The 23,068-nt window shown below is 48.6% G+C and carries 22 protein-coding genes; 6 read left to right on the forward strand and 16 right to left on the reverse strand.

Annotated elements, in window-relative coordinates; genetic code table 11:
• Positions 1–20: 20 nt before the first annotated feature.
• From DXT99_RS00345 to DXT99_RS00355, 3 genes are all read right to left on the reverse strand, one after another.
• Positions 21–896, reverse strand: a complete 876-nt coding sequence (locus DXT99_RS00345) for a UbiA family prenyltransferase (RefSeq protein WP_115563524.1) — start codon at positions 894–896, stop codon at positions 21–23.
• A 148-nt stretch (positions 897–1,044) separates the two neighbouring features.
• The gene (locus DXT99_RS00350; protein WP_115563525.1) at positions 1,045–1,830 is read right to left on the reverse strand and encodes a class I SAM-dependent methyltransferase; all 786 of its coding nucleotides are present in this window, start codon (positions 1,828–1,830) and stop codon (positions 1,045–1,047) included.
• 93 nt (positions 1,831–1,923) lie between these two features.
• Positions 1,924–2,430, reverse strand: coding sequence for a hypothetical protein (locus tag DXT99_RS00355; protein WP_115563779.1), 507 nt, complete (start codon positions 2,428–2,430; stop codon positions 1,924–1,926).
• Between the two features lie 191 nt (positions 2,431–2,621).
• Between DXT99_RS00355 and DXT99_RS00360 the strand changes: the two genes are divergently transcribed.
• Positions 2,622–4,952: a penicillin-binding protein 1A gene (locus DXT99_RS00360; protein WP_246000371.1), complete on the forward strand. Its 2,331-nt coding sequence runs from the start codon at positions 2,622–2,624 to the stop codon at positions 4,950–4,952.
• 179 nt (positions 4,953–5,131) lie between these two features.
• On the opposite strand, the gene DXT99_RS00365 is transcribed toward DXT99_RS00360, so the two are convergent.
• From DXT99_RS00365 to DXT99_RS00375, 3 genes are all read right to left on the reverse strand, one after another.
• Positions 5,132–6,052, reverse strand: coding sequence for a TIGR01777 family oxidoreductase (locus DXT99_RS00365; RefSeq protein ID WP_115563527.1), 921 nt, complete (start codon positions 6,050–6,052; stop codon positions 5,132–5,134).
• 128 nt (positions 6,053–6,180) lie between these two features.
• On the reverse strand, positions 6,181–6,891 hold the full coding sequence (folE, locus tag DXT99_RS00370; protein WP_181884983.1) for a GTP cyclohydrolase I FolE: 711 nt from the start codon (positions 6,889–6,891) through the stop codon (positions 6,181–6,183).
• A complete protein-coding gene (locus tag DXT99_RS00375; protein ID WP_115563529.1) occupies positions 6,854–7,261 on the reverse strand; it encodes a 6-pyruvoyl trahydropterin synthase family protein in 408 nt (135 codons plus the stop codon). Before DXT99_RS00375 ends, folE begins: the two co-directional genes overlap by 38 nt.
• Before the next feature lie 215 nt (positions 7,262–7,476).
• Between DXT99_RS00375 and DXT99_RS00380 the strand changes: the two genes are divergently transcribed.
• The gene (locus DXT99_RS00380; protein ID WP_115563530.1) at positions 7,477–8,175 is read left to right on the forward strand and encodes a DNA repair ATPase; all 699 of its coding nucleotides are present in this window, start codon (positions 7,477–7,479) and stop codon (positions 8,173–8,175) included.
• 74 nt (positions 8,176–8,249) lie between these two features.
• Here DXT99_RS00380 and DXT99_RS00385 read toward each other — a convergent pair whose 3' ends face one another.
• The 10 genes from DXT99_RS00385 to DXT99_RS00430 form a co-directional block, all read right to left on the reverse strand.
• The gene (locus tag DXT99_RS00385; protein ID WP_115563531.1) at positions 8,250–9,224 is read right to left on the reverse strand and encodes a hypothetical protein; all 975 of its coding nucleotides are present in this window, start codon (positions 9,222–9,224) and stop codon (positions 8,250–8,252) included.
• A gap of 305 nt (positions 9,225–9,529) precedes the next feature.
• On the reverse strand, positions 9,530–10,117 hold the full coding sequence (locus DXT99_RS00390) for an inorganic diphosphatase (RefSeq protein ID WP_115563532.1): 588 nt from the start codon (positions 10,115–10,117) through the stop codon (positions 9,530–9,532).
• A 158-nt stretch (positions 10,118–10,275) separates the two neighbouring features.
• A complete protein-coding gene (gene rplS, locus DXT99_RS00395) occupies positions 10,276–10,629 on the reverse strand; it encodes a 50S ribosomal protein L19 (protein WP_115563533.1) in 354 nt (117 codons plus the stop codon).
• A gap of 169 nt (positions 10,630–10,798) precedes the next feature.
• Positions 10,799–11,476, reverse strand: coding sequence for a tRNA (guanosine(37)-N1)-methyltransferase TrmD (trmD, locus tag DXT99_RS00400; RefSeq protein WP_115563534.1), 678 nt, complete (start codon positions 11,474–11,476; stop codon positions 10,799–10,801).
• Positions 11,476–12,054 carry a ribosome maturation factor RimM gene (gene rimM, locus DXT99_RS00405; protein WP_115563535.1) on the reverse strand — a complete coding sequence of 193 codons (579 nt, stop codon included), beginning with the start codon at positions 12,052–12,054 and terminating at the stop codon, positions 11,476–11,478. The genes trmD and rimM overlap by 1 nt, the downstream gene beginning before the upstream one ends.
• Before the next feature lie 11 nt (positions 12,055–12,065).
• Complete coding sequence (locus tag DXT99_RS00410; RefSeq protein WP_115563536.1) at positions 12,066–12,614, reverse strand: 30S ribosomal protein S16; 549 nt, start codon at positions 12,612–12,614, stop codon at positions 12,066–12,068.
• Between the two features lie 238 nt (positions 12,615–12,852).
• Positions 12,853–13,632 (reverse strand): acyl-CoA desaturase, encoded by a 780-nt coding sequence (locus DXT99_RS00415; RefSeq protein WP_115563537.1) that lies wholly within the window; start codon positions 13,630–13,632, stop codon positions 12,853–12,855.
• A 158-nt stretch (positions 13,633–13,790) separates the two neighbouring features.
• The gene (locus DXT99_RS00420; RefSeq protein ID WP_115563538.1) at positions 13,791–14,465 is read right to left on the reverse strand and encodes an RluA family pseudouridine synthase; all 675 of its coding nucleotides are present in this window, start codon (positions 14,463–14,465) and stop codon (positions 13,791–13,793) included.
• Positions 14,466–14,570: 105 nt separating this feature from the next.
• On the reverse strand, positions 14,571–15,389 hold the full coding sequence (panB, locus tag DXT99_RS00425; protein ID WP_115563539.1) for a 3-methyl-2-oxobutanoate hydroxymethyltransferase: 819 nt from the start codon (positions 15,387–15,389) through the stop codon (positions 14,571–14,573).
• 77 nt (positions 15,390–15,466) lie between these two features.
• Positions 15,467–18,175 (reverse strand): putative LPS assembly protein LptD, encoded by a 2,709-nt coding sequence (locus tag DXT99_RS00430; RefSeq protein ID WP_147294147.1) that lies wholly within the window; start codon positions 18,173–18,175, stop codon positions 15,467–15,469.
• Positions 18,176–18,246: 71 nt separating this feature from the next.
• Here DXT99_RS00430 and DXT99_RS00435 point away from each other — a divergent pair, with 71 nt between their 5' ends.
• The 4 genes from DXT99_RS00435 (at position 18,247) to DXT99_RS00450 (ending at position 23,029) form a co-directional block, all read left to right on the forward strand.
• The gene (locus DXT99_RS00435) at positions 18,247–19,029 is read left to right on the forward strand and encodes an N-acetylmuramoyl-L-alanine amidase family protein (RefSeq protein WP_115563541.1); all 783 of its coding nucleotides are present in this window, start codon (positions 18,247–18,249) and stop codon (positions 19,027–19,029) included.
• Positions 19,030–19,045: 16 nt separating this feature from the next.
• Positions 19,046–20,146: an MlaD family protein gene (locus DXT99_RS00440; RefSeq protein ID WP_115563542.1), complete on the forward strand. Its 1,101-nt coding sequence runs from the start codon at positions 19,046–19,048 to the stop codon at positions 20,144–20,146.
• A 95-nt stretch (positions 20,147–20,241) separates the two neighbouring features.
• Positions 20,242–21,870: an acyl-CoA carboxylase subunit beta gene (locus DXT99_RS00445; protein ID WP_115563543.1), complete on the forward strand. Its 1,629-nt coding sequence runs from the start codon at positions 20,242–20,244 to the stop codon at positions 21,868–21,870.
• Between the two features lie 310 nt (positions 21,871–22,180).
• Positions 22,181–23,029, forward strand: a complete 849-nt coding sequence (locus DXT99_RS00450; protein ID WP_115563544.1) for a transglutaminase-like domain-containing protein — start codon at positions 22,181–22,183, stop codon at positions 23,027–23,029.
• Positions 23,030–23,068: the final 39 nt, after the last annotated feature.

The raw sequence follows: 23,068 nt of genomic DNA on the forward strand, positions 1-23,068 counted from the left end.
CAAACAGAAGTTTTACCATACTACAGATACACCCTTGCCACAATAATGGAGATAAAGGCTAAACTGATGCAGAGAGAAGATATCTTGTTCATCTGCATGGTGTTTTCATAATTTACCACCCGCAGGTCTTTCTGTGCCTTCAGCATCCAACCTGTAAAGAAGTATAGAATAGGAGCAGTAAAGATTAAGAAGATAAAGATGTTCCGTACCTGATCCGTTGTAAAGTACAGGTAAAGCAGCAGCGCTGAGCCAAGGGCAAGGCTAATGGCTGCGAAGAGGTAAGTTCCTTTTACACCCAGAATCAAACTCAGCGTCCGGTCTCCGCGCTCGCTGTCTTCCTTGTGCTGGTAGATTTGAGTAAGAGGATAGGAGCCACAGAGAAAGAGGGTGCTGACAAGGGCGAACCATACATTTGGTGTCTGCAGCACTTCTGCCAGGGAAAGGCCAATGCCTACCTGCACCATCACATACGTAAAAGCCCCTTGAAAAAAAGTGACGACAAAGGTGCTGAGAACCGGATACTTTTTCAGGCGAATACCTTCGTAAGAATAAGCTTTAGAAATAAGCAGGTACAAGGCGACCAGAGCCCCAAACAACGGCGACAGAATAATGCCCAACACGACAGCCAATAAATCAAAGAGCAATACAAGGTGCATCAGTTGCTGTGTTACCTTGGGTGGGTGTTTAAGCCCTCCAATGCTGCCCTCGTCCCGGTCGTAGTAAGAGTTGTAGCCGTTGCTGGCCGGGTATACCAGCAGGTGCAGGATTATGAAAACAGCCACTGCCCGCCAAACCTCATAGCCCACCACCGTACTCAATGCGAACCAGAAGATTGGCATCAGGTAAATAGAAAAAGGAATACGCATCAGCGTGAGGGCACTTCGGTAGCTATTCATGTATCACTTAGCAATAATTGATGATATTATGCAATAGTTTTTTTGTTCCACTTTAAACAGGAAAGAGAGATGGAAGGCTTGTTATTAAGTTTTTACAGGCTTCTAACTTTATTTTGCATTCAGTTATTCAAAACTCAGTAATTCAAAATTATTCGACCGGATACCCTATAAGATAAATGACGTGCTTGCCAAGTCGGGCGCCTACTTTACCGGTACGCCAGTTATAGTCGGGGGAGTTTATTTCTTTTGTCATGCGGTGCAGCATTTGCGGCGTGTATATCCGGAGAAGCGACACAGTACCATCCCAGAGAATGCCCAACGGAATAAGCGGAATAATATAAGTAAAAAAGAGCCTGCTGAACTTAAATGGCCGGATAAAGGGTGTCACCACCACTATCACCACCGGAAAGAACAGCCACAGCACCAGTACTTCCAGCCAGCTTTTGCTCGCCCCTTCAAAAACACCGATGGCCGATCGGTTGTTGGCTGCATCCTGCAGTATGGCCTTTGCAACGGGAGGAGGAAAGTGATGGAAAGACGAAAATATAGTACGCACGCCGGTAATGCTTTCAGGCACAGCCGTTGCATCAATGGGCTCCGGTATAAAGTCAAGTGCACCTCCTGAGGTTTGCTGCAGGTACCTGTATGCGCCTAAATTGGGGTAGAGGTCGGTTAGGGTGACGCGGACGGTGGTGCCTATGCGCTGGCTAAGAGCCTGCTGAACGCCTTCTATGCCGCCCCCGGCACCAGAACACAGGTCAGTGATGTGACGCTGGCTGGTGCGCTCTAAGAGCTCCTGCAACAAAGGTAAGGCAGGCTTATAGGCTCCCAGTTTTGAAATCATGAAGCGCAGGAAATCCAGCATCCCCTGTCGGATGACGTGCGGAAACCACTTTTGGTCTTCCAGTTCGATAAGTTGAAGGCGTACGTTCAAGGCGGATGCTTTGTAAAACCATACTATGCAGCCACCGGAAAGGTTGCTATGGCCGCTGAAAGTGGCGATGGCTATCCAAAGTTACACCTAAACTTATACGATATATCCGTCTTTGCCAGCCCCGACTTTCAGGCTATCGCCGGTATTGCTGAACAGCTGCCAGTACTCCTCTGCTGGTTTCTCAGCATCAGGGGAGACAGTGAGCGTAGCGCCACTGGCAAAGTGTACTGCCAATCCAAAGTCTTCCAGTAGCTCTACGCGCTCCACTACCAAGCTTTTGCTTTCCTTCACAAGCTCCAGCAGGCGCTGGTCGCGCAGGTTAGCGCCTGGTACTTTCCAGTCAAAATTTGGGGAGGGGAGGCCGGCTTCGCGCTTGCGCATGAAAACCTCGCTATGCTTAATGGCAGCACCCTCTGGTTGCTGCAGTTGCCAGGGGCAGCTTACCGCCAGCGTGAGTTCTCCAATGTCCAGCACCAGGCCCTGCGACGTGGTGTAATGCGTGCTGCCAAAGTGGAAATACTGCACTAACTCATTTCGGGTGGTCTTTGTGAGTGGCAGCCCTTTCATTTTGTCTAAAGCCTGCTGTAGTGTTTGTTGCATGAGGCGGTACATTTTTGGGAATAGCGTATAACACAAAGATAGGCAGCCGCCACAAAAGAACAGGTGTTTTGCTGCAGCTTCACTAAGTTTTGGACTGCATAATCTTAGTTGTTATGTACAAAAGGTATATTTGCAGTCGTTTGTAAGAGCGTGAACGGGAATTTAAAGAGGGTGCCCTCTGTTTGATGACAATGCTGAAAGAGCAAGAAAAGATAGAAAAGCCGAAGAGGCCAGTATATAAAAGCGTGATAGGCTTTGTCTGGAAAGTTTTTTTTCTGGGTTTTGCCTTTGTGCTGGGATACCTGCTGAGTGTGGACAATAACCTGTTCTACCTGTTTGGGTCCTCGCCAAGCCTCGACAGGTTAGAGAATCCCCGGTCTGATATGGCCTCTGAGCTCTATACCTCAGACGGGAAACTGATTGGGAAGTACTTTAAGGAAAACCGCAGCCCGGTAGGCTACGACAGTCTGTCGCCAATGCTTATCAAGGCTTTAGTTTCCACAGAAGACATCCGATTTTACGAGCACTCCGGCATTGACCCTGCCGCCATCATGTCGGCTGTTTACGGCAGCTTACAAGGCGATGCCCGCGGCGCCAGCACTATTACGCAGCAGCTGGCCAAGAACCTCTACAAGACCCGTACTGCGGATACAAAGGGTGTGCTGGGGCATGTTCCGGGGGTAAGCCTTGTCATCTCAAAGACAAAGGAGTGGCTGACGGCTATTAAGCTGGAGCAGCGTTATACCAAAGAAGAAATCCTGGCGATGTACCTGAATACCGTAGATTTCGGCTCAAACTCTTTTGGTATAAAGGTAGCCTCCAAGACTTTTTTCAATACCTCACCCGACAGCCTGAAGACGGAGCAGGCGGCCGTACTCGTAGGGCTGCTGAAAGCCCCTACCTTTTACAGCCCCAGGTACAACCCGGAGAACGCCACACGCCGCCGCAACACCGTGCTGGGGCAGCTGGCCAAGTACGATTACCTCACGCCTGCCCAGGCAGACTCGCTGAGCCAGTTGCCCTTGGTGCTGGAGTACAAGGTAGAGAACCACTACGATGGCCCTGCCACCTACTTCAGAGGGGCCGTGGCAGACTACCTGAAGCAGTGGACGAAGGAGAATGGGTATGACCTGTACCGCGACGGCCTGAAAGTATACACCACCATTGACTCCAGGATGCAGGCACATGCTGAGGCGGCGATGGAAGAGCATATGCGTACACTGCAGCGCCGTTTCGATAGCCATTGGAAGGGCAAGAATCCTTGGGTAGATGCCAAAGACCGTGAAATACCAGGCTTCATAGAAGAAACTATCAAGCGTACTGATTATTATAAGCGTCTGAAGGAAAAGCATGGAAATGATGCGGCTGCCATTAACAAGGAACTGAACACCCCGCGCGAGATGATGGTATTCACCTGGGACAATGACTCTCTGGAAAAGAAGGTGACAATGAGCCCGCTGGACTCACTGGCGTATTACAAGCATTTCCTGCATGGTGGTATGATGACGATGGATCCTTTCTCCGGCCATATCAAAGCCTGGGTAGGGGGGATTAATTTCAAGTACTTTAAGTATGACCACGTAAAGCAGGCGCGTCGCCAGCCCGGCTCTACCTTTAAACCGTTCGTGTATGTGGCCGCCATTGATAACGGCTATTCCCCCTGCGATAAAATCGTGGACCAGCGTATCACTATCAACTATGTGGAGAACGGGAAGAAGATGAACTGGTCGCCTACCAATGCAGACTGGGAGTATACTGGTGCGCCCATGACATTACGCCGTGCTATGGGTAAATCAGTGAATTCGGTAACAGCGCAGCTCACAGAGCGGGTAGGATGGGAGACGGTAGTGAAGTATGCGCACCGCCTGGGTATTACAAGCCCGCTGCAGGAGGTGCCCTCTATTGGCCTTGGCCCAAGCGATGTATCTGTTTTCGATATGGTAGGCGCCTACAGCACTTTTCCGAATCAGGGCTTTCATACAGAGCCCATGTTTATCACCCGCATCGAAGACCGGAACGGCAACCTGATACATCAGTTTGTGCCAAAGCAGAAGAAAGTACTGAGCGAAGAAACCGCTTTCCTGATGATGCATATGCTGAAAGGCGGTATTGAGGAGCCAGGAGGCACTTCGCAGGCGCTGTGGGAGTATGACCTTTGGAATGGCAATGAGATCGGCGGTAAAACCGGTACCACTTCCAACCACTCTGACGGGTGGTTTATGGGTGTGACGAAAGACTTAGTAACCGGTGTATGGGTAGGCGGTGAAGACAGAAGCATTCACTTCCGTACATCGCAACTGGGGGAAGGATCCAAAACGGCGTTGCCTGTGTTTGGCCTGTATATGGAGAAAGTTTATAAAGACCAAGCATTGGGCTATACCAAGGGCCGCTTCCCGGGGCCAACTGTTGATGTAAGCAAAAAGTACAACTGCACCACGGTGCTGCCAAAGCGGGTAGAGCCAGATTCAACTGCACTGGACGAGGTGCTGGAGATGCTGAACGTTGGAGGCAATATTCTATAGCACCGCCTGAGCGGAATAATATAAAAGGGAAGGGCCAGCTACTTTTAGCTGGCCCTTCCCTTTTATATTATGAAGTGCAAAATCTGTCGCATCTTCTATTTCGTAAATTCTTCAACCGTTTTGAATCAGGAGAAACTCCTTCATCTTTTATCTTAATACTTTTGTCCTTTAGTAGATGTTTACTCATTCGCATTCTTTTCATAAAAAGATTCGAGCGCCTCTTCTAAATAGTTATACTCAAAGGTAAAACCGGTTTGTAATACCTTGTTGGCACTAACACGCTGCCCCGTCAGTACTACATCGCTCATTTCGCCCATCATCAGGTTAATGGCAAAGGCAGGCACCTTGGGCAGCACGAGCGGCTTCTTCATGGCCTCTGCCAATTCTGTCATAAACTGTTTATTCGTGACAGGGTGCGGTGCCACAGCATTGTATACGCCTGTAAACTGAGGGTCTTCTATTGCGCTTATAAACAGGCGGCAGGCGTCGTCGAGATGTATCCAGGACATGTACTGTTTGCCGGAGCCTAACGGAGCGCCAGCCATCATCTTAACAGGTCGTGCCATCTGCGGTAAAGCGCCACCTTTGGTGCTTAACACAATGCCTAACCGCATGATAACGGTGCGCAAACCGAGCTCATGCATCTGCCAGGCGGCGCCTTCCCAGGATTGACAAACATCAGCCAGAAAATCGTCGCCAAGAGTGCTTTCCTCAGACACTAACTGATCGCCGGAGTTGCCGTAAATGCCGACTCCCGAAGCAGAGATGAACCCTTTTACGTGGTGCTCCGAACTTTTCATGGCGTTGTAAAGCAGGTTAGCACTTTTTACACGGCTATTGATGATTTCTCTCTTACGGTCTTCTGTCCATTTTTCAGATGCCAGACTGGCTCCTGTCAGGTGAACAATATAATCTGCGTAGGTGATGGCGCTCTCATCGATAGTGCCTTCCTTCACATCCCACTTAAAGGTTTTATAGTTGGAGACCTTGTCAGGGTTTCGGCTCAGGTGGGCTACTTCATAGCCCTGGTCGATGAGCATCTCTGACAGACGCATCCCGACTAATCCCGAACCACCTGTAATTAATATTTTACCAGACATAATAATTCTTGAGCATGTTTAGGCATTGTTTCCCCTATACGCAATACAGGTATATTTAAGTTTTCTAATATTGCTTAGGAGTTAAATAAGCAGCTTAATTGGCAAAGCCAGTGGTGCAGTGGGAGGTATTAGTGCTTGCTGCGTATATGGCTTAAGAATTCAGAGCGGTATTCCTGCTGGTCAAAAAGGCCGGAATACTCAGCGGTTATCGTGCTGCTGCTCACATCGCCTACACCACGGCTCATCACGCACAGGTGGTCTGCCTCTATCATTACGGCCACATTCTCTGTCTGCAGTGCCTGCTTCAGTTCATTGGCTATCTGCATCGTCATACGCTCCTGCACCTGCGGGCGACGGGCATAATAATGTACGATGCGGTTCAGCTTGGAAAGGCCGATGACGTGTTCATTCGGTATATAGGCAACGTGTGCTTTCCCGATGATCGGCACAAAGTGATGTTCGCAGGAAGAGTAAACCGTGATGTCACGTTCCACCAGCATTTTGTGATACTTGTACTTGTTCTCGAAGCGGCGCGCCACCGGCTTATTATCCGGATGCAAACCGCTGAAGATTTCATTTACGTACATTTTGGCTACTCGGAGCGGTGTACCTTTCAAGCTGTCGTCTGTTAAGTCGAGGCCCAACGTGTGCATGATCTCGTGGAAGTGCCCTTTGATAATCTCGACTTTCTCTGCGTTAGAGAGTTTAAATGCATCAGCCCGCAGGGGAGTATCCAGCGAACTCATCACATGGTCATCCATTGCCTCCTCGTCTCTGTCTATATCTATATCGTTGTTGTGGTTATCCATTGTATTCCACAAAGTTTCTTTCTGTTTCATAAAGTGTTACGGCTAATTCATACTCGGTGCTGATGTTCGTGCGAAGCTTTTCCCATATCACCACTGCTATATTCTCTGCGGTTGGGTTCAGGTCCCTGAATTCCTCTGTGTCAAGGTTCAGGTTCTTGTGGTCAAACTTATCCACCACTTCCTGTTTTACGAGATCACTCAGCTTTTTGAGGTCGTACACATAGCCTGTTTCAGGATTCACGGCACCAGTCAGCTTCACATAAAGCTCATAGTTATGGCCATGGTAGTTAGGGTTGTTGCACAGGCCGAATACTTTCGCGTTTTTTTCATCGGTCCAGGCAGGGTTGTGGAGCCTGTGGGCAGCATTAAAATGTTCCTTTCGGCAAATGGTTACTTTCATAGTGTTTCCAACAACAACAGCTGTATGTTTGTTCGGCGGCAGGGCAAAACCATTTTAGACTGCGGGAGCTATAAGTTTACAAAGTTAATGTACCTACCTCGAAACCCAAACCAATTCCAGGTGAAATTAATTTCGCCTGCACATACACTTTCTCCACCTGATTACTTATTTTAGGGGTGGGATTAAAGATAAATAGTACAATTAAGCCGTAGCTGATGAGAAGAATTATACTTGCAGTGCTTTTACTGATTTCGGGTGTTTGCCAGGCACAAATGGTGCAGGTTGTAGAAAAAGAGCAGGAGGTAAATGGGGTAATCAGGCGTGGACAGCAGCTTTCGGTGCAGATAGACCCTAAAACAACCGAGAAAGCCTGGAAAGACTACCTGAGCAAAAAAGCTGGAAGAGTAAAAAGCAGTAAGGGTGTTTTAACAGTGGAGGGCGCTGTTATTGATACAATTTCAAGTACTCCGCTACGCGTTATTTCACTGGTTGGCAGCAACGCACAGGGCAGTAATATTTGGTGGACCCTGGATATGGGCGTGGCGTATGTGGACAAAGATGCCACACCAAAGGAGCATGCCGCTGCCGAAAGCTTTATGCGTGGCTTTGCCCGCAAGTTGTACCGCGAGGACGTGCTGCGCCAGATAAATGAGGCGGAGGAAGTGCTGCGCGCCACCAAATCGGAGCAGGACCGGGTAGTGAAGGATGCGAACAGCATTCAGAACCAGATTGATAAAAACAGGCAGCGGAAGCAGGATCTTAAGGCCGAATTGGCACGCAACGCCGAGGAACTGAAACAACTGGAACTGAATGTGGAGCATAACGTAAAGCAGCAGGAAATAAGCCGCCAGCAGGTGCAGGATATGGAGAAGTCAGTCGAAGCAGTAAGAGAGAAACTGAAGGCAATAAAGTAAATTCTATTCAGGGTTAAAACAGCGCGCCCGCTATACTTGGAAGTGTAGCGGGCGCTTTGTTTATTATGTACCTCTTACCTTAGGTTGTCTTGCCTGATAATAGCAGTATTGTAGCTGCCGGTTTGCCTGATGGTGCTTATATGGCCAACCCCACTGTTGCCATACTGCCTTGTCTCAGCTACGTTATAGTTTCCGGTCTGTGTCGTTAGGTTAGAGTGGTTGCTCCTGTAAACCCAACTGCCGCCGCTCTGTATAGAAGTGGCAGCGTTGCCGTCCCCGGTCTGGTATATCTCTGAGGTGTTCCCCACGCTTATCTGCAACTGGTAGCCGTAGTTGTCATTTCCTTCGGCAACGGCAGTTGCACCATTGTAGATGCTTCTGGTATCCTGGTCCTGTATATGCTCATTGCCGTTTCCCATTTGGGCTATATAGGCGTTATTTTCTCCTGTCCGCTGCAGCTGCACTGCTACGTTATGCGCTCCGATCTGCTCAATAACTGCAAAGTTGTTAAAGCCGTTTTGATCTTGTGTAGCGCTGTTGCGGCCGCCGTACTGGCTGATATGAGCTAGGTTGTTGCTTAAACCTCTCTGCAACTGCGATGCTTCATTCTCATTGCCTGACTGATAGAGCAAGGCGGTGTTATTGGAGGTGGTGCCAAAAACTTCTGTCTGATTTTGATAGGCCGTGTTATTATAACCAGACTGTTCTATAACAGCAGTATGATCATACGCTGATAGCGCCTGAAACTGAGAGGCACTGTTGCCGTTACCTGATTGGGTAATGCTTGCAACGTTATTGATAACATCGGCAGACTGTACTTGGCTGGCGGTATTGCCATTTCCGATTTGTATGACAGTTGCTTTGTTGTCTTCTGTAGGTCTGCCGTAGCCCTCTAACTGCTGTATAGAAGCACTGTTGTTACTGCCCCGCTGCAGTATTGCTGCCTCATTTCTATTGCCCTCCTGAATTACTTCCGATAGGCTACTCTGTGCTGTTGTTGTGGCTGCTGTAAACATGAGCCCAGCAGAAATTAGTAGTGTTGTTTTCATAGGTCATGAACTATATCTGAGTATAACTATAAGTAATTTTACTTTTTTACTTAAAGCAGGGTTGTATTATTTGAATTTTATTTAGTAAAATGGTAATTATTCTATCTGAATGACTATAGTAACTACAGAAGAAACATGCTAACGAATAGAGAACGCGCTACTATAAAGCTTTAACAGGAAGTGCTATAACTGTTCTGCTCTTTGTGCTGAGACCAGGCATGAAGACAGGAGTATACAAAAATTAAAAGGCCAGGCAATATATTGCCTGGCCTTTTATGTATTAGTTGTTACCACATCAGGTAGCGTTATAACTTCATCCAGCGTTGAATTTCTTTGTCTGCGAATTTTTCGTCGCGCCAGCCTACAAAGCTTGTTCGGGCGGCGGGGTTGTAGTTGGCGAACCAGTTCTGTAAGATGGTTTTAACAGCGGGATACTCTTTGCTGAGGGCGACGTAGTTGGTAGCGTTAATGCGGCGTTCGCTGGGCCTTGCCGGTACGGCCACTACAATGTGCTGCAGTTCGCCTGCTGTTTCCAGTTGTATCAGCCCCACCGGTATCACTTCTGCCACAGTGCCTGTCTCCAGCCGCTCTGAGAGTATCAATATTTCCAAACCTTTGCCGCCGCGGTCTATTTCTGTGGATGGAATAAAACCGAAGTTTGCAGGGTAGGGCAGAAAACCGATCACGCGGTCCATGTCCGCATCCTTATCATTGACAAACTCCTTTTTTTCGCGGCTGTACACTAATTTATGGTTGCTGCCGGCAGGTGTCTCTATTACGGCCTGTAGCTGCTTTTTGCCATTGTAGGCAGGCAGTTCTGCATAATCTGTCTGGCAGGAGAAAAGCAGCAGTGCGAGCAGGGGCAGGCACAGGTATAGGTACAGTCTCATCATTCGCTTTATGGGTTCAGGGTATTACAAAGATAAGGAGCCTGGGCCGGAGAGGAAAGAAAAGGTATAGCCTATGACAAACTCATAACAACAAAAAAGGAGCCGATGTTGGTCGGCTCCTCTCTCACTAAAACTATTGTAATTTATGAAAACAGGTATTTTTATCTTCTTTCTTTGATACGAGCAGCTTTACCCTGTAAACCTCTCAGGTAGTACAGTCTTGCTCTTCTAACTTTACCTCTTCTCACTAAGTCGATTTGCTCGATAGATGGAGAAAGCAAAGGGAAAATACGCTCTAATCCGATTTGGTTAGATACTTTTCTTACAGTGAAAGTCTCGCCGTTTGTGTTTACGTTCTTACGCTGTATGACTACGCCCTGGAACTGCTGGATACGCTCTTTGTTACCCTCACGGATTCTTACGTGTACGTTTACAGTATCGCCCGCCTGGAAGGTTGGGAAAGAGGCACGCTTATCTGTAGATTCCTGCTCAAAAAATTTAATTAATTCGCTCATGATGGCTATGTTCTTAAAGTATCTTCTTCAAATTTCGGACTGCAAAGATATGTAATTATTTCTTACATAAGAATATCTGCAGAAAAAAAATATAATTTTTAGCTACCTTTTCTCTATGACTGTGAGGCTCGTAGCTTTAAAAGCCCCGCAGCAGTGTTATTTAGCTACTTTAATCGTCCAGCAGGTCGGGGCGGCGCTGTTTTGTGCGCTCCACCGCTTGCTCAAAACGCCACTCCTCAATCTTCGGGTTGTTGCCAGAAAGCAGTATCTCCGGCACCTGCATGCCTTTATATTCCGCTGGCCGGGTATAAACAGGCGGAGCCAGTAGTCCATCCTGAAAAGAATCCGTCAGCGCCGAAGACTCATCATTCAGCACACCAGGTATAATGCGGATAATGGCATCTGCCAGCACAGCCGCTCCCAGTTCACCACCTGACAGCACATAGTCGCCTATGCTGATTTCGTGGGTCACAAAGTGTTGCCGCACGCGCTCATCCACGCCCTTATAATGCCCGCACAGGATAATAACATTCTGCAGCAGCGAAAACTGATTCACGGTTCTCTGGTTCAGCGTCTGTCCGTCCGGCGTCATGTAGATGATGGCGTCATACGTCCGCTCCGCTTTTAGTTCCGATAAGAGCTTGTCAATGGGTTCAATCATCATCACCATGCCGGCACCGCCTCCAAAGGCATAGTCATCTATCTGGCCGTGTTTGTTCACAGCATACTTGCGCAGGTCGTGGATATGGATTTCCACAAGTCCTTTTTGCTGCGCACGTTTTAAGATAGAATGGCTGAAGGGGCTGTCCAGCAGGTCAGGCTGGCAGCTGATGATGTCAAAACGCATTATTGTTGTTCTTCCGAATCGTCTTCGTCGTCGGCTTCGTCAGGGCCACCCGGCTGGGTGTATACTTCCAGCAGGCCTTCCGGCATGTTCACATGCAGTTGCTTTGTCTCGTGGTCAGCGCGCAGAAAGACTTCGTCAATCACCGGCACCAGCATCTCCTGGTTCAGGTATTCCATGGCCATCAGCTGCTGCTGGGGCAGGTCGTAAAACTCTTTTACAATACCCAGCGGGCCGTAGTTCTGGTCTACCACCTGGTATCCGATAACATCATGGAAGTAAAACTGGTCATCTTCCAGTTCCGGCAGCTCATCGAGGGGCAGGTAAATAGCTGTGTTGCGTAGTGCTTCGGCCTGCTCGATGGTTTTAACATCCTCGAACCGGATGATGAAGCGGCCTTTCTGCACCGGCTCCATGGTGTCTATAAAAAAAGGAACCAGTCTTCCTTTTTGCTCAAGGAAAACTGATTCCAAATCTTCATAATCTTCGGGGTAGTCTACATCAAAAAACGCGACTACTTGCCCCTTGGTGCCATGGGTTTTGACGATAAAGCCTAACTGGAAGCAGTCATCAATATTCATGGCAGTTTAATTTATGCTTGCTCTTCTGTGGTAGCTTCGCCTTCGGCAGGTGCCTCAGTAGCTTCTTCAGCAGCAGGAGCAGGAGCGTTTGCTGCAGCTTTCTCAGCTTCACGCTGACGGATAGCCTCGGCACGCGCTTCTTTCACTTTAGTTTCAGCATCGAAAGCAGCTTTTCTGGCAGCTTCTTTAGCAGAACCAACAGTCTGGCGCTTGTCCTCAATTTTAGATTGCTTCGCTTCTTTCCACTCTGCCAGACGAGAATCAGCAGTTTCCTGAGAAATAGCACCTTTGATAACACCAATTTGCAGGTGTCTTCTGTAAAGTACGCCAGTGTAAGAAAGCATTGCTTTTACAGTGTCAGTAGGCTGTGCACCGTTCATTAACCACTGAAACGCCTTGTCTTCGCTGAAGTCAATAGACGCAGGGTTAGTGTTAGGGTTGTAAGTACCCAGTTTCTCAATGAACTTACCATCACGTGGTGATCTTGCATCTGCTACTACGATATCATAGATAGCTGATTTTTTGCGGCCTCTGCGGGCCAGTCTGATTTTTACTGCCATTTTATATATAAAATTTATGTCGGCGGAGCCCGTCCGCCAGTTTTTAGAACCGCAAAGGTAAGAATTTATATGTTAATAATTACAAACTTATCTGAAATTAGTGCGGCGTATGCACCAGAATTTCAGTTACGTAGCAAAAGGAGCAATACCAGTGGCAAAGCTTGAGCGTTGAACCTACAAACCACCTATTCCTATATAAAAGAAGCCCTCCGTTGCGGGAGGGCTTCTTTTATGCAATTTATATAGTTAAGCTGCGGTCTTTGCTTTTTGTTCTTGTTGCTGCTTTTACCTTCGCTGGCTTCAGCTTGATGACGTGGAGCTTGTTCAGCGTCCAGATAACCGGCCAGGTTGGGTCTACTTCCCACCACTTCACTCCGAAGTTTACGCGGTTAGGCAGCTTGTGGTGGTTGTTCTGGAACAGTTCACCGCCTGTCAGGAAGTCGAAGAAAAGCGAGTTTCTTGATTTATCGTTGTTGTCGAAGTTCTGATAGCCATACTTGTGGCCGCTCCAGTTTACGATAGCGCCGTGTATAGGCCCCATCAGGAAGTGGATGGGCAGCAGCAGGAACATCCACCACTGTGTAGCGAAGGCAATATAGAATACCACGTAAAATACGCCCCATCCTATTCTGGAGTAGTAAGAGTCACCTACTTTCTCTAGTGCAGGCCACACCGGGTAATCGCCTTCGAAGCGACGTTCTGCCTCCACACGGTTATGCAGTACGTTGTTGTAAATTTCTTTTGTCTTCCACATCATCGTGAACGCATTGTTAGAAAAATGCGGCGAGTGTGGGTCGCGCTCCGTGTCAGAGAAAGCGTGGTGCATGCGGTGCAAAATAGCATAGGCACGCGGCGAAAGGAAAGACGAGCCCTGCGCGAGGTAAGTCAGCAGGTAAAAAGCCTTCTCCCAAAATGGGTTCATCGTGAACATTTTGTGAGCGGCATAACGGTGCAGGTAAAACGTCTGTGCGAAAAGCGACAGATACCAATGCACTACTAGGAAAATGAGTACGGCCATTAATTTATGGAATGATGATAGTTTGAGTCTGTTGTAGGGCTCTGGTTGCGATAACCGTGCCATGCATTTACGCAAATCTACAACACGAATTTAATGTAAAATAGAGAAGAGGGGGTAAAAGTTCAGAAAAATGATTAAAATCATCTTTTGGGCAATGATTATAATTGCCGGAACGGTGCCCAGGCGGCATTCTGTGGCGGCAGAGCGCTCACTGTTACAGTTGTTTTGAGCGTAGGGTGCTCAAACTGTAGCTGGCGCGCATGCAGGGCAATACTTTTATCTGGAAGGGGCTGTGGAGCCCCATACTTGAGGTCACCCAGAATAGGGCAGCGCATAGAAGCAAGTTGCACTCGTATCTGGTGCGACCTGCCCGTGATGGGATTGACCTCTAACAGGTATTTGTTCTGCTGTGCGCTCAGGAGTTTGTAGTTGAGTTCTGAGCGCTGGCCGCTTTTATTTTCTTTGGCGTAGGCTTTGGTGATGTTCTTAGCGCTGTCTTTTATCAGCCAGTGCACCAGTGTTCCCTCTTCCTGCACTGGCCTGTTCTGCACCACGGCCCAGTATGTCTTTTTTGTTTTCTTGCTCCTGAAGAGTTCGTTCAGGCGTGCCAGGGCTTTTGAGGTTTTGGCGAGTAGTATAACACCGCTAACCGGTCGGTCGAGACGGTGCACCACGCCTATAAATACATTGCCCGGCTTGTTATACTTCTCCCTGATGTACTCCTTGGCCAGGTCAGCCAGCGTGGTATCTCCGGTTTCATCACCGTGCACCAGCAACCCCGCAGGTTTATTCACCGCCAGCACATGGTTATCCTCAAAAAGAACTTCTAACATTTGAATGATGAATTAGAAATTATGAATTATGAATTAGCGGTGAGGGAGTAACATTTAAGCTGCCGCTCCCATTCATAATTTCTAATTCATCATTCATAATTCAGTTTAGTAGGCTTCCTTCTCATTTGGGAAGTCGAGGCTCTTCACGTCTTTAATGTAGTTGGTTACAGCATCCGTCATGATGGTGTGCAGGTCGGCGTAGCGGCGCAGGAAGCGGGGCTTGAATTCTTTGTTGATGCCCAGCATGTCGTGCACTACCAGTACCTGCCCGTCTACATGTGGGCCGGCACCGATGCCGATGATGGGAATGGTCAGCGTTTCCGCCACGCGCTTGGCCAGTTCAGAAGGTATTTTCTCCAGTACAATGGCAAAGCAACCTAACTCCTGTAGCAACTGCGCATCCTCAATCAGTTTTTGTGCCTCGGCGTCTTCTTTAGCGCGGACAGAGTACGTGCCGAATTTGTAGATAGACTGTGGCGTCAGGCCCAAATGCCCCATCACCGGCACGCCTGCACTCAGGATGCGGGTAACAGATTCTTTAATTTCGGCACCGCCTTCCAGTTTAATGCCGTGCGCGCCGGACTCCTTCATGATGCGGATGGCGGAACGCAAGGCCTCGGAGGAATTGCCCTGGTAAGAACCGAAGGGCAGATCCACCACTACAAAGGCTCTGCTCACCCCCCGCACCACGGAGGAGGCATGGTATATCATCTGGTCCAGTGTGATAGGAAGCGTGGTTTCATGACCCGCCATTACGTTAGAGGCAGAGTCGCCCACCAACAGCACGTCTGTGCCGGCAGCATCCAGTATGGTTGCCATCGAGAAATCATACGCGGTGAGCATCGATATCTTCTCGCTGCGTTCCTTCATGTTCTGCAGCTGGTGCGTAGTTATTTTCTTTACGTCGCTTTTATGAACAGACATAGTTGATACAGGTTTAGGCTGTAAAGCTATAAAATCTAAAAACAAAAGCAGCCAAATTAGAGTGGCTGCTTTTGTTTTTACTGGTAGAGGGCGTTGCCTCTGCTTCTTTTTGTGAGCTTGAGGTCACGCAGCAAGGCTGAGCGGGCATTGATGGTGATGTTGTAGCCCCGCATGATACCGAACGGCACCCAGCCGATGCTCATGTCCCAGCAGTGCAGGTCGCGGTGAATGTTTACGTTGGCGTGCGCAATGTTATTGTTTACAAAGTCGTAGTTGGCGTTGTAAGACACCTGCCACATCTCCGTAATGCCCAGGGTGCCGTTCATGCCAAATGTCTGTCTGATGTCCACGACATTTGAAAGGCTACGGTTGTAAGACAGGGTGTAGTCCAGGGCAAGTGTCCATGGAATCTTAAAGTCGATATAATCTGGCAGCAAAGGGTCCATGTCCTGCTGCAGGGCAGGCAGGTTAGTAGGAGAGGTGGTCTCCGTTTTTCTTGCTGCCGGGTTCAGGTTGGTGCGCAGGTTCAGGTTTGCAGTGGTTACTCTAGCCAGCCTGAGCCTTCTTAAATCCAGGTAATACTCGTCTACTCTTCTGGCAACTCCTGCATCATTCGTGCTGATTCTATAAGGATCGAAGGCGGAAGCCAGGGTGACATCCACCATTTTAAACAAGCGGGTGTTCATCGTGAGGCGGATAGGAGCCAGTTTAAAAGAGTCTGCGGCAAAGTCGTAGCCGGAGCTTAACCTTAGGTTGTTGATGAGTGTCACCTTCTCGAACTTGGTCGCGGCAGTGTCGGTTTTGGAGCGCACCTTCATCTCAATGTTATTGTCTATCGAAAAGCCCATTGCACTGCTCATGGAAGAGCCCGGTGCTCCCGAACGAAAACGTGACAGTGTCTGAACCCGCGCCGTATTATCCGAGGCTATACCCGTCATAACCTCCTGGTAAAAGCCAAAGCGTTCATCGCCAAAGTCGGGGCGATAGTTGTAGCTGATACTTGGCCTGATAAGGTGGCGGATAGCCTCTACACGCTTGCCTTTGATATAAGCGGTACCGTAAATAGTGGTATTGAGCGAGGCGCCTGCGGCATACTGATACACCCGGCCAAAGTTTGTGGTGTCAATATCTACTTTCTGAGAGTCCGGGTCAAAGCTGAACGTGTACTTCTCGTCAAGCCATGTTTCGCCATAGCTCACGCTCGGAGAGAAGTTAAAGAAGCGGAAAACTTTATAGTTACCAAGGCCGATGCTCAGGTTGTGGTTTGCTTCCCTTTTGCCATTTTCCCAAAGCTCCTGAATATTGTTAAAGCTGATAGGCAGCGTTGTGTCGGCACGGGTTTGACCAATGAAATTGGTTAAACCCGGAAAACTGCGTGCAGGTATATTATTCGATACCTCGTTACGTGCCCGCACGTTGTAGCCAATCGTGAAATTCTCATACCAGGCGCCGGTAGAAGGTGCATCACTGAAAAGCTCATAAATACTCACAGTAGTCATGCTCAAACTCAGGTCAGGAAGCACAAAAGACATATTTCCTGCACCGGGAACCGTGCTTCCGTCACCGGCAGCACGGCTTCGCTGAGGCGAGTTACTCTGTGACTGGCGCGCGTTTATAGTATAGCTGAACGGGGAGTTCGGGATTGTTTTCTGATAGGATATAGAAGAGTTAAACTGTGCTGCAAGGTAATTTGATGCGCTGTTATAGTTTACACGCTGGTGGCCTGGGGTTCCTGCCCGTACGTTAGCTGAGAAGCGGCCGCGCCCCGGCTTCTGCACTGGTGTGTGTGACCAGTCAATCCAAATGCTGCGCTGTGTTGGCGGCAGCAAATTCTCGTTTGTTGACCTGGCGCTATAGGCTATGTCAGCCTCATCATTCTTTAAGAAATTGTACTGTAAGCCAAATGACCCTCTGTAGCTGTAGCGCTTTACGTAGTCTGTTTTGGCGTCTATGTTGTACCCTCCCAGCGAGTAAATGTCTGCCTGCACCAGCGTGCCGATGTAGTCGTTCCAGGCAAAGTAGTAGCCGAGGTCCTGCAGGTAAAAGCCCCGTGTGTTTTCCCCGAAACTGGGCACCTGTATGCCCGACGACCTCTTTTGTGCTTTGGGTGTTGGGAAGAGCCCGAACAGGAAGCCTAGTGGTGTAGGTATGTCCCCGATAACGAGGTTGAACGGACCCGACATTACCTTGTCGTTCGGAATCACTTTAAACTTCTGGGACCCGATGTAGAAGTGCGGGTGCTCCAGGTTACAGGTGGTATAGCGGGAGTGCAGTCCGAAGAACTCGTTGTTTTCGTTTCTTTTTACCACCTCCGCGTGTATATATCCCTCACCCTGCTGCGTTACTACTTCAGAAATGCGCCCCCGCCTGCTTTTATAGTTGTAGGCGATGCGTTTAGCTGCGTAGGTTTCGCCTCCGTCTGTAAACACAGGTACCCCCACCTCTTTTCCGGTTGAGTCGGTGAGGGTGGTGGCCGTCAGCATATTGGTTTCGTAGTCTATCTCAATGTAGGCGGCCTCCATCGACATGGTACCATAGTTAATCTTAGCATCACCGTAGAGGTATACCACCTCGCGCTCTACGTCAAAGAGAATGGAGTCTCTGGCAGCATATTTGATTGTTGTTGCGATATCGCCACTTGGTGCGGAGAGTGCTACAGAATCTGGTGCGGCAAGCGTAGTATCCTGCCCTGCGGCAGGCGTTTGCTGCAATACCTGGCCCTCCACCAGCAAAGGCGTGAGCAAGGCAAAAGGCAGCAGCAGTAAAAAAATTAAAAAGTGGCGCAAATCTTCAGAGTTCCCTAAAAGTTTACTTATTTTGTACAAAGTTATTGTTTAACTTTTAACTAACGAAAGTTGTGAAAAATATTGTTGTTGTTTCGTTTCTGGCTATCGTTTTGCTGCTCTGTTCTTCCAATACACTGGAATTTAAGAGAAATTATAAACTGCGCACGGTAGTAATTGATGCAGGGCATGGAGGGAAAGATGTGGGGTGTAACGGAAAAATGTCGCATGAAGCTGATGTTGCCCTTAAACTCGCCCTACAGGTAGGCGCGCTCATTGAGCAGAACCTGCCTGATGTAAAGGTAGTCTATACCCGCAAGGATGACAACTTTGTTGAGTTGATAGACCGCGCCGGCATCGCAAATAAAAACAACGCCGACCTGTTTATTTCCATTCACCTTAACTCCGGGCCTGCCACAGCCTACGGAACAGAAACCTATACCATGGGTATTCAGAAGTCTGAAGGCAACCTTTTGGTAGCCAAGCGTGAGAACGCGGTGGTTTTGCAGGAGGATAACTACAAGGAAAACTACAACGGCTTTGACCCTAACTCGCCACAAAGTCACATCCTGTTCACGTTGCACCAGAGCGCCTATATCGACAACAGCCTGCGCTTTGCCGATAAGGTGGAGAGCGAGTTTCGTACCAGAGTGGGGCGCAAGAGCCGGGGCGTGAAGCAGGCTCCCTTTTTAGTGCTCTGGAAGTCTTATATGCCGAGTGTTCTCATTGAGTGCGGGTTCCTTACAAATCCTGCAGAAGAGAAATTCCTTAACGATAAAACCGGGCAAACGTATATGGCATCAGGGATATACCGGGCCTTCAAAGAATACAAGAAGGAACTGGAAATCATGAATTAATACTAAACGCTCTTACGTGAAGATTTCTAAAGAAGTAAAAGTAGCCTTATTAGCTATAGTAGCCATCGTTGTCCTGTACTTTGGCTTTATGTTTTTAAAAGGCTCTGACATATTCTCAGACACCCATTCCTACTATGTGGTGTATGACAATGTGGATGGTCTGACAACGTCTAACCCCGTGATGCTGAACGGTATTAAGGTGGGAACGGTGCAGGAAATGGTTTTGCTGACAGACCAGGGAAACCACATACAGGTACGGCTAGATGTACTCAAGGAATTGAATGTAGGGGACTCTACCATTGCGGCCCTTGGTAACTCTGACCTTTTAGGAGGAAAGACCATCAGGCTTTACCTGGGTAATAGCACCACACAATACGACGGCGGCGAAAGGCTGATAGCCTATGAAGAAAGCAGCATTGCAGACATCATATCTACTAAAACGGTGCCGGTGATAGATAAAGTAGATACCACACTTGCCCGTGTGAACAGGATGCTGGAAAGCGAAGCAAAGGGTAATGTGGAGGATATATTGGCCAACACAAAGGCTACCACCGCAGCCATAAACGAGATTCTCCGATCTAATCAAGCCAATATCAACCAGATTACTTCCAATATTAATGCGCTGACGGCTTCTTTGCAGCAGACAGAACGCAACATTAACAGGCTGGCCCTTAACATGGCTGATATCACGGATACGCTGAAGCAGGTGGAGATTACCCAACTGGTGAAGAACACTAACGAAGCCGTGGCAGAACTGCAGGCAGCCGCTACAAAGCTCAACACCAGCCAGGGCACCGCAGGAAAGCTGATGAACGACGAGGCACTGTATGAAAACCTGAACAACTCTACGGCAGCACTCAATGCGCTGCTGCGCGATATTCAGGCCTATCCGAAGCGTTATGTAAACTTCTCTGTGTTTGGCCGCAAAGACAGGTATAAAGTAGATGAAACAGGCCGTGTGGTGTCTCTGGAAGAAGTAAAAGAGATACAGGAGCAGAACCCGGAAGAATTCCGGACAGTGCCTGACACAGTGTATGTGCCGGTACCTGCGGCACCTGTTACTGGAACCGGGGCCGCTGTGCAGCCTGCTAAAGCCGATTCGGTGAAAGCTAACTAAACCTTCAGGACTAAAAATTGTATATTTGTAAAATCCGCTTCTAAGGGCGGATTTTTCTTTTTACGCTGTCAGTTCTACACCACAAAAAAGTCTGCATGGATATCGAATTCAACAAAAACGAAGATGCATTAAAGCAGTTGGTATACCAGCTGAAAACAAAACTGAACAAAGTACACCAGGGAGGAGGAGAGAAGCGAATCCGGAAAGAGCACGAAAAAGGCAAGATGACCGCACGCGAGCGTGTCAGCTATCTGCTCGATGAGGACGCTGAGTTTCTGGAAATAGGTGCCTTTGCCGGGGAGGGCATGTATGAGGAAGTAGGCGGCTGTCCAAGTGGTGGCGTGGTAACAGGCATCGGGTACATCAAGGGCCGGCAGTGTGTGGTGGTGGCCAACGATGCCACTGTAAAAGCAGGCGCCTGGTTCCCTATCACAGCCAAGAAAAACCTGCGGGCACAGGAAATCTCTATCGAGAACAAGCTCCCGATTGTATATCTGGTGGATAGTGCCGGCGTTTTCCTGCCCATGCAGAACGAGATTTTCCCGGATAAAGAACACTTTGGCCGCATGTTCCGCAACAATGCCGTGATGAGCTCGATGGGCATCGTACAGATTGCCGCTATCATGGGCAGTTGCGTGGCAGGTGGTGCTTACCTGCCCATCATGAGCGATGAGGCATTAATTGTGGAAGGCACAGGCTCTGTTTTCCTGGCGGGTTCCTACTTAGTGAAATCTGCCATTGGCGAGACCATCGACAACGAAACACTGGGCGGTGCAACCACCCATTCCGAGATATCCGGTGTTACCGATTATAAGTGCAAAGACGATCAAGAGGCCCTGAACCATATCCGCAACATCTTCGACAAGATGGGCGATAATCCGAAAGCGGGCTTCAACCGCGCTGCCCCTGCTGCTCCAAGGCTGGATGAGCAGGAGATCTACGGCCTGCTGCCATCAGACCGCGTGAAGCCCTACGATATGATGGATATCATCTATCGCCTGATTGATAACTCTGAGTTTGAGCCCTACAAAGAATTATATGGGCAGACGCTGATTTGTGGCCTGGCCCGCATCGATGGCTGGTCGGTGGGCATTGTGGCAAACCAGCGCAAGATTGTGAAGAGCAAAAAGGGTGAGATGCAGATGGGAGGCGTTATCTACTCCGATTCTGCCGATAAAGCTGCCCGCTTTATCATGAACTGCAACCAGAAGAAGATTCCGCTGGTGTTCCTGCAGGACGTGTCCGGGTTTATGGTGGGCAGCAAATCAGAGCATGGCGGTATTATTAAAGACGGTGCCAAAATGGTGAGTGCCATGTCCAACTCGGTGGTGCCGAAATTCACCATTCTGGTGGGCAACAGCTACGGGGCCGGCAATTACGCCATGTGCGGAAAAGCATACGACCCGCGCCTGATCTATTCCTGGCCAACGGCCCAGTTAGCCGTAATGAGTGGGGCCGCAGCTGCTAAAACACTGCTGCAGATACAGGTATCATCGCTGAAAGCCAAAGGGGAGGAGATAACTCCTGAAGCCGAGGCAGAGCTATTAGAGCGCATCACAAACAAGTATAACGAAGAATTGTCGCCGTACTACGCGGCCGCCCGTCTGTGGGTGGACGGCATCATAGAACCACTGGAAACACGAAAAGTAATCTCCATGGGAATTGAGGCTGCCAATCACGCCCCGATTGAGAAACAATACAATGTGGGCGTAATACAGACGTGATAAGTTAGCAAATAACTTAAAATTATAGATTAAAATTCGGAAGCGTCGGGTAACCTATCGTACACCTTAAATGAAGTTAAGGAAAGCGCTAACAGTCTAAAGGCAGGCGTCAAAAACAGGTGATTAATGCTGCGAAGCAGCTATCTGCTCCCTGCAAAAGGCATGGTTATAGCAGAAACATCGTTGCGCCTTGTATGCCTGGCTCATGTTTGAGATTTTTATCAAGAGAAATCATACGCCAATATGTGCGCTTGCCTCAGGCAGTTTAAATTCCGGATTTAGATATTGAATTTTTATATAGGAGAGTATAGTGACGAAGAAAGAAATAAAGGCGATGATCTCGTTGTTGGAAGATCATGACAACGAGGTGGCGCAGCACGTAGAACAGCGGATTGTGGCGTTGGGAGAGGGGATAATACCCTTTTTGGAGGAAGAGTGGGAAGAGACGCTTGACTCGGACCTTCAGAAAAAGATAGAGGACCTGATACACAACCTGCAGTTTGAAGGATTGCATGCCAGGCTGAAAGCGTGGAAAGAAAGCGGAGCAGAGAATCTGCTGGAGGGCATGTGGCTCGTAAATTCTTACATGTACCCGGATGTGGAATTCAGCGACATTACCAAAACAATGGACCAGCTTTACTTTGATGCCTGGACACACATGAAGGACGAGATGCATCCGTATGACCAGGTAAAGTCGCTGAACAATGTGCTGTTCCGGGAAAAGCGCTTTTCGGCAAACACCAAAAACTTTCATTCGCCGGCAAACTCCATGCTGCACCTGGTGCTGGAGTCAAAGCGTGGAAATCCGCTGACGTTGTGCGTTATTTACATGACGCTGGCGCAGCGACTCGGAATGCCGGTATATGGTGTAAACCTGCCAAACCTATTTATTCTGACTTATAAGATGGATGGGGTGCAGTTTTACATCAACGTGTACAACAAAGGGCTTATCCTTTCTAAGGCAGACATAGACAATTATATCCTGCAGCTTAACCTGAACCCGATTGATATCTTTTATGAGCCCTGCTCTAACCTAGATATTGTAAAGCGGGCGCTGCGTAACCTGGCCTTCTCGTTCGAGAAGATGGATGACCTGGAAAAGGCGACTGAAGTAACCAAACTGCTTGCAGCCATCACAGACGATGAAAGTGGTATGTAAATAGAACAGGCATTAGCTAAACCAAAGAAGGCAACCGCA

Source organism: Pontibacter diazotrophicus, assembly GCF_003367245.1.
Classification (GTDB): domain Bacteria; phylum Bacteroidota; class Bacteroidia; order Cytophagales; family Hymenobacteraceae; genus Pontibacter; species Pontibacter diazotrophicus.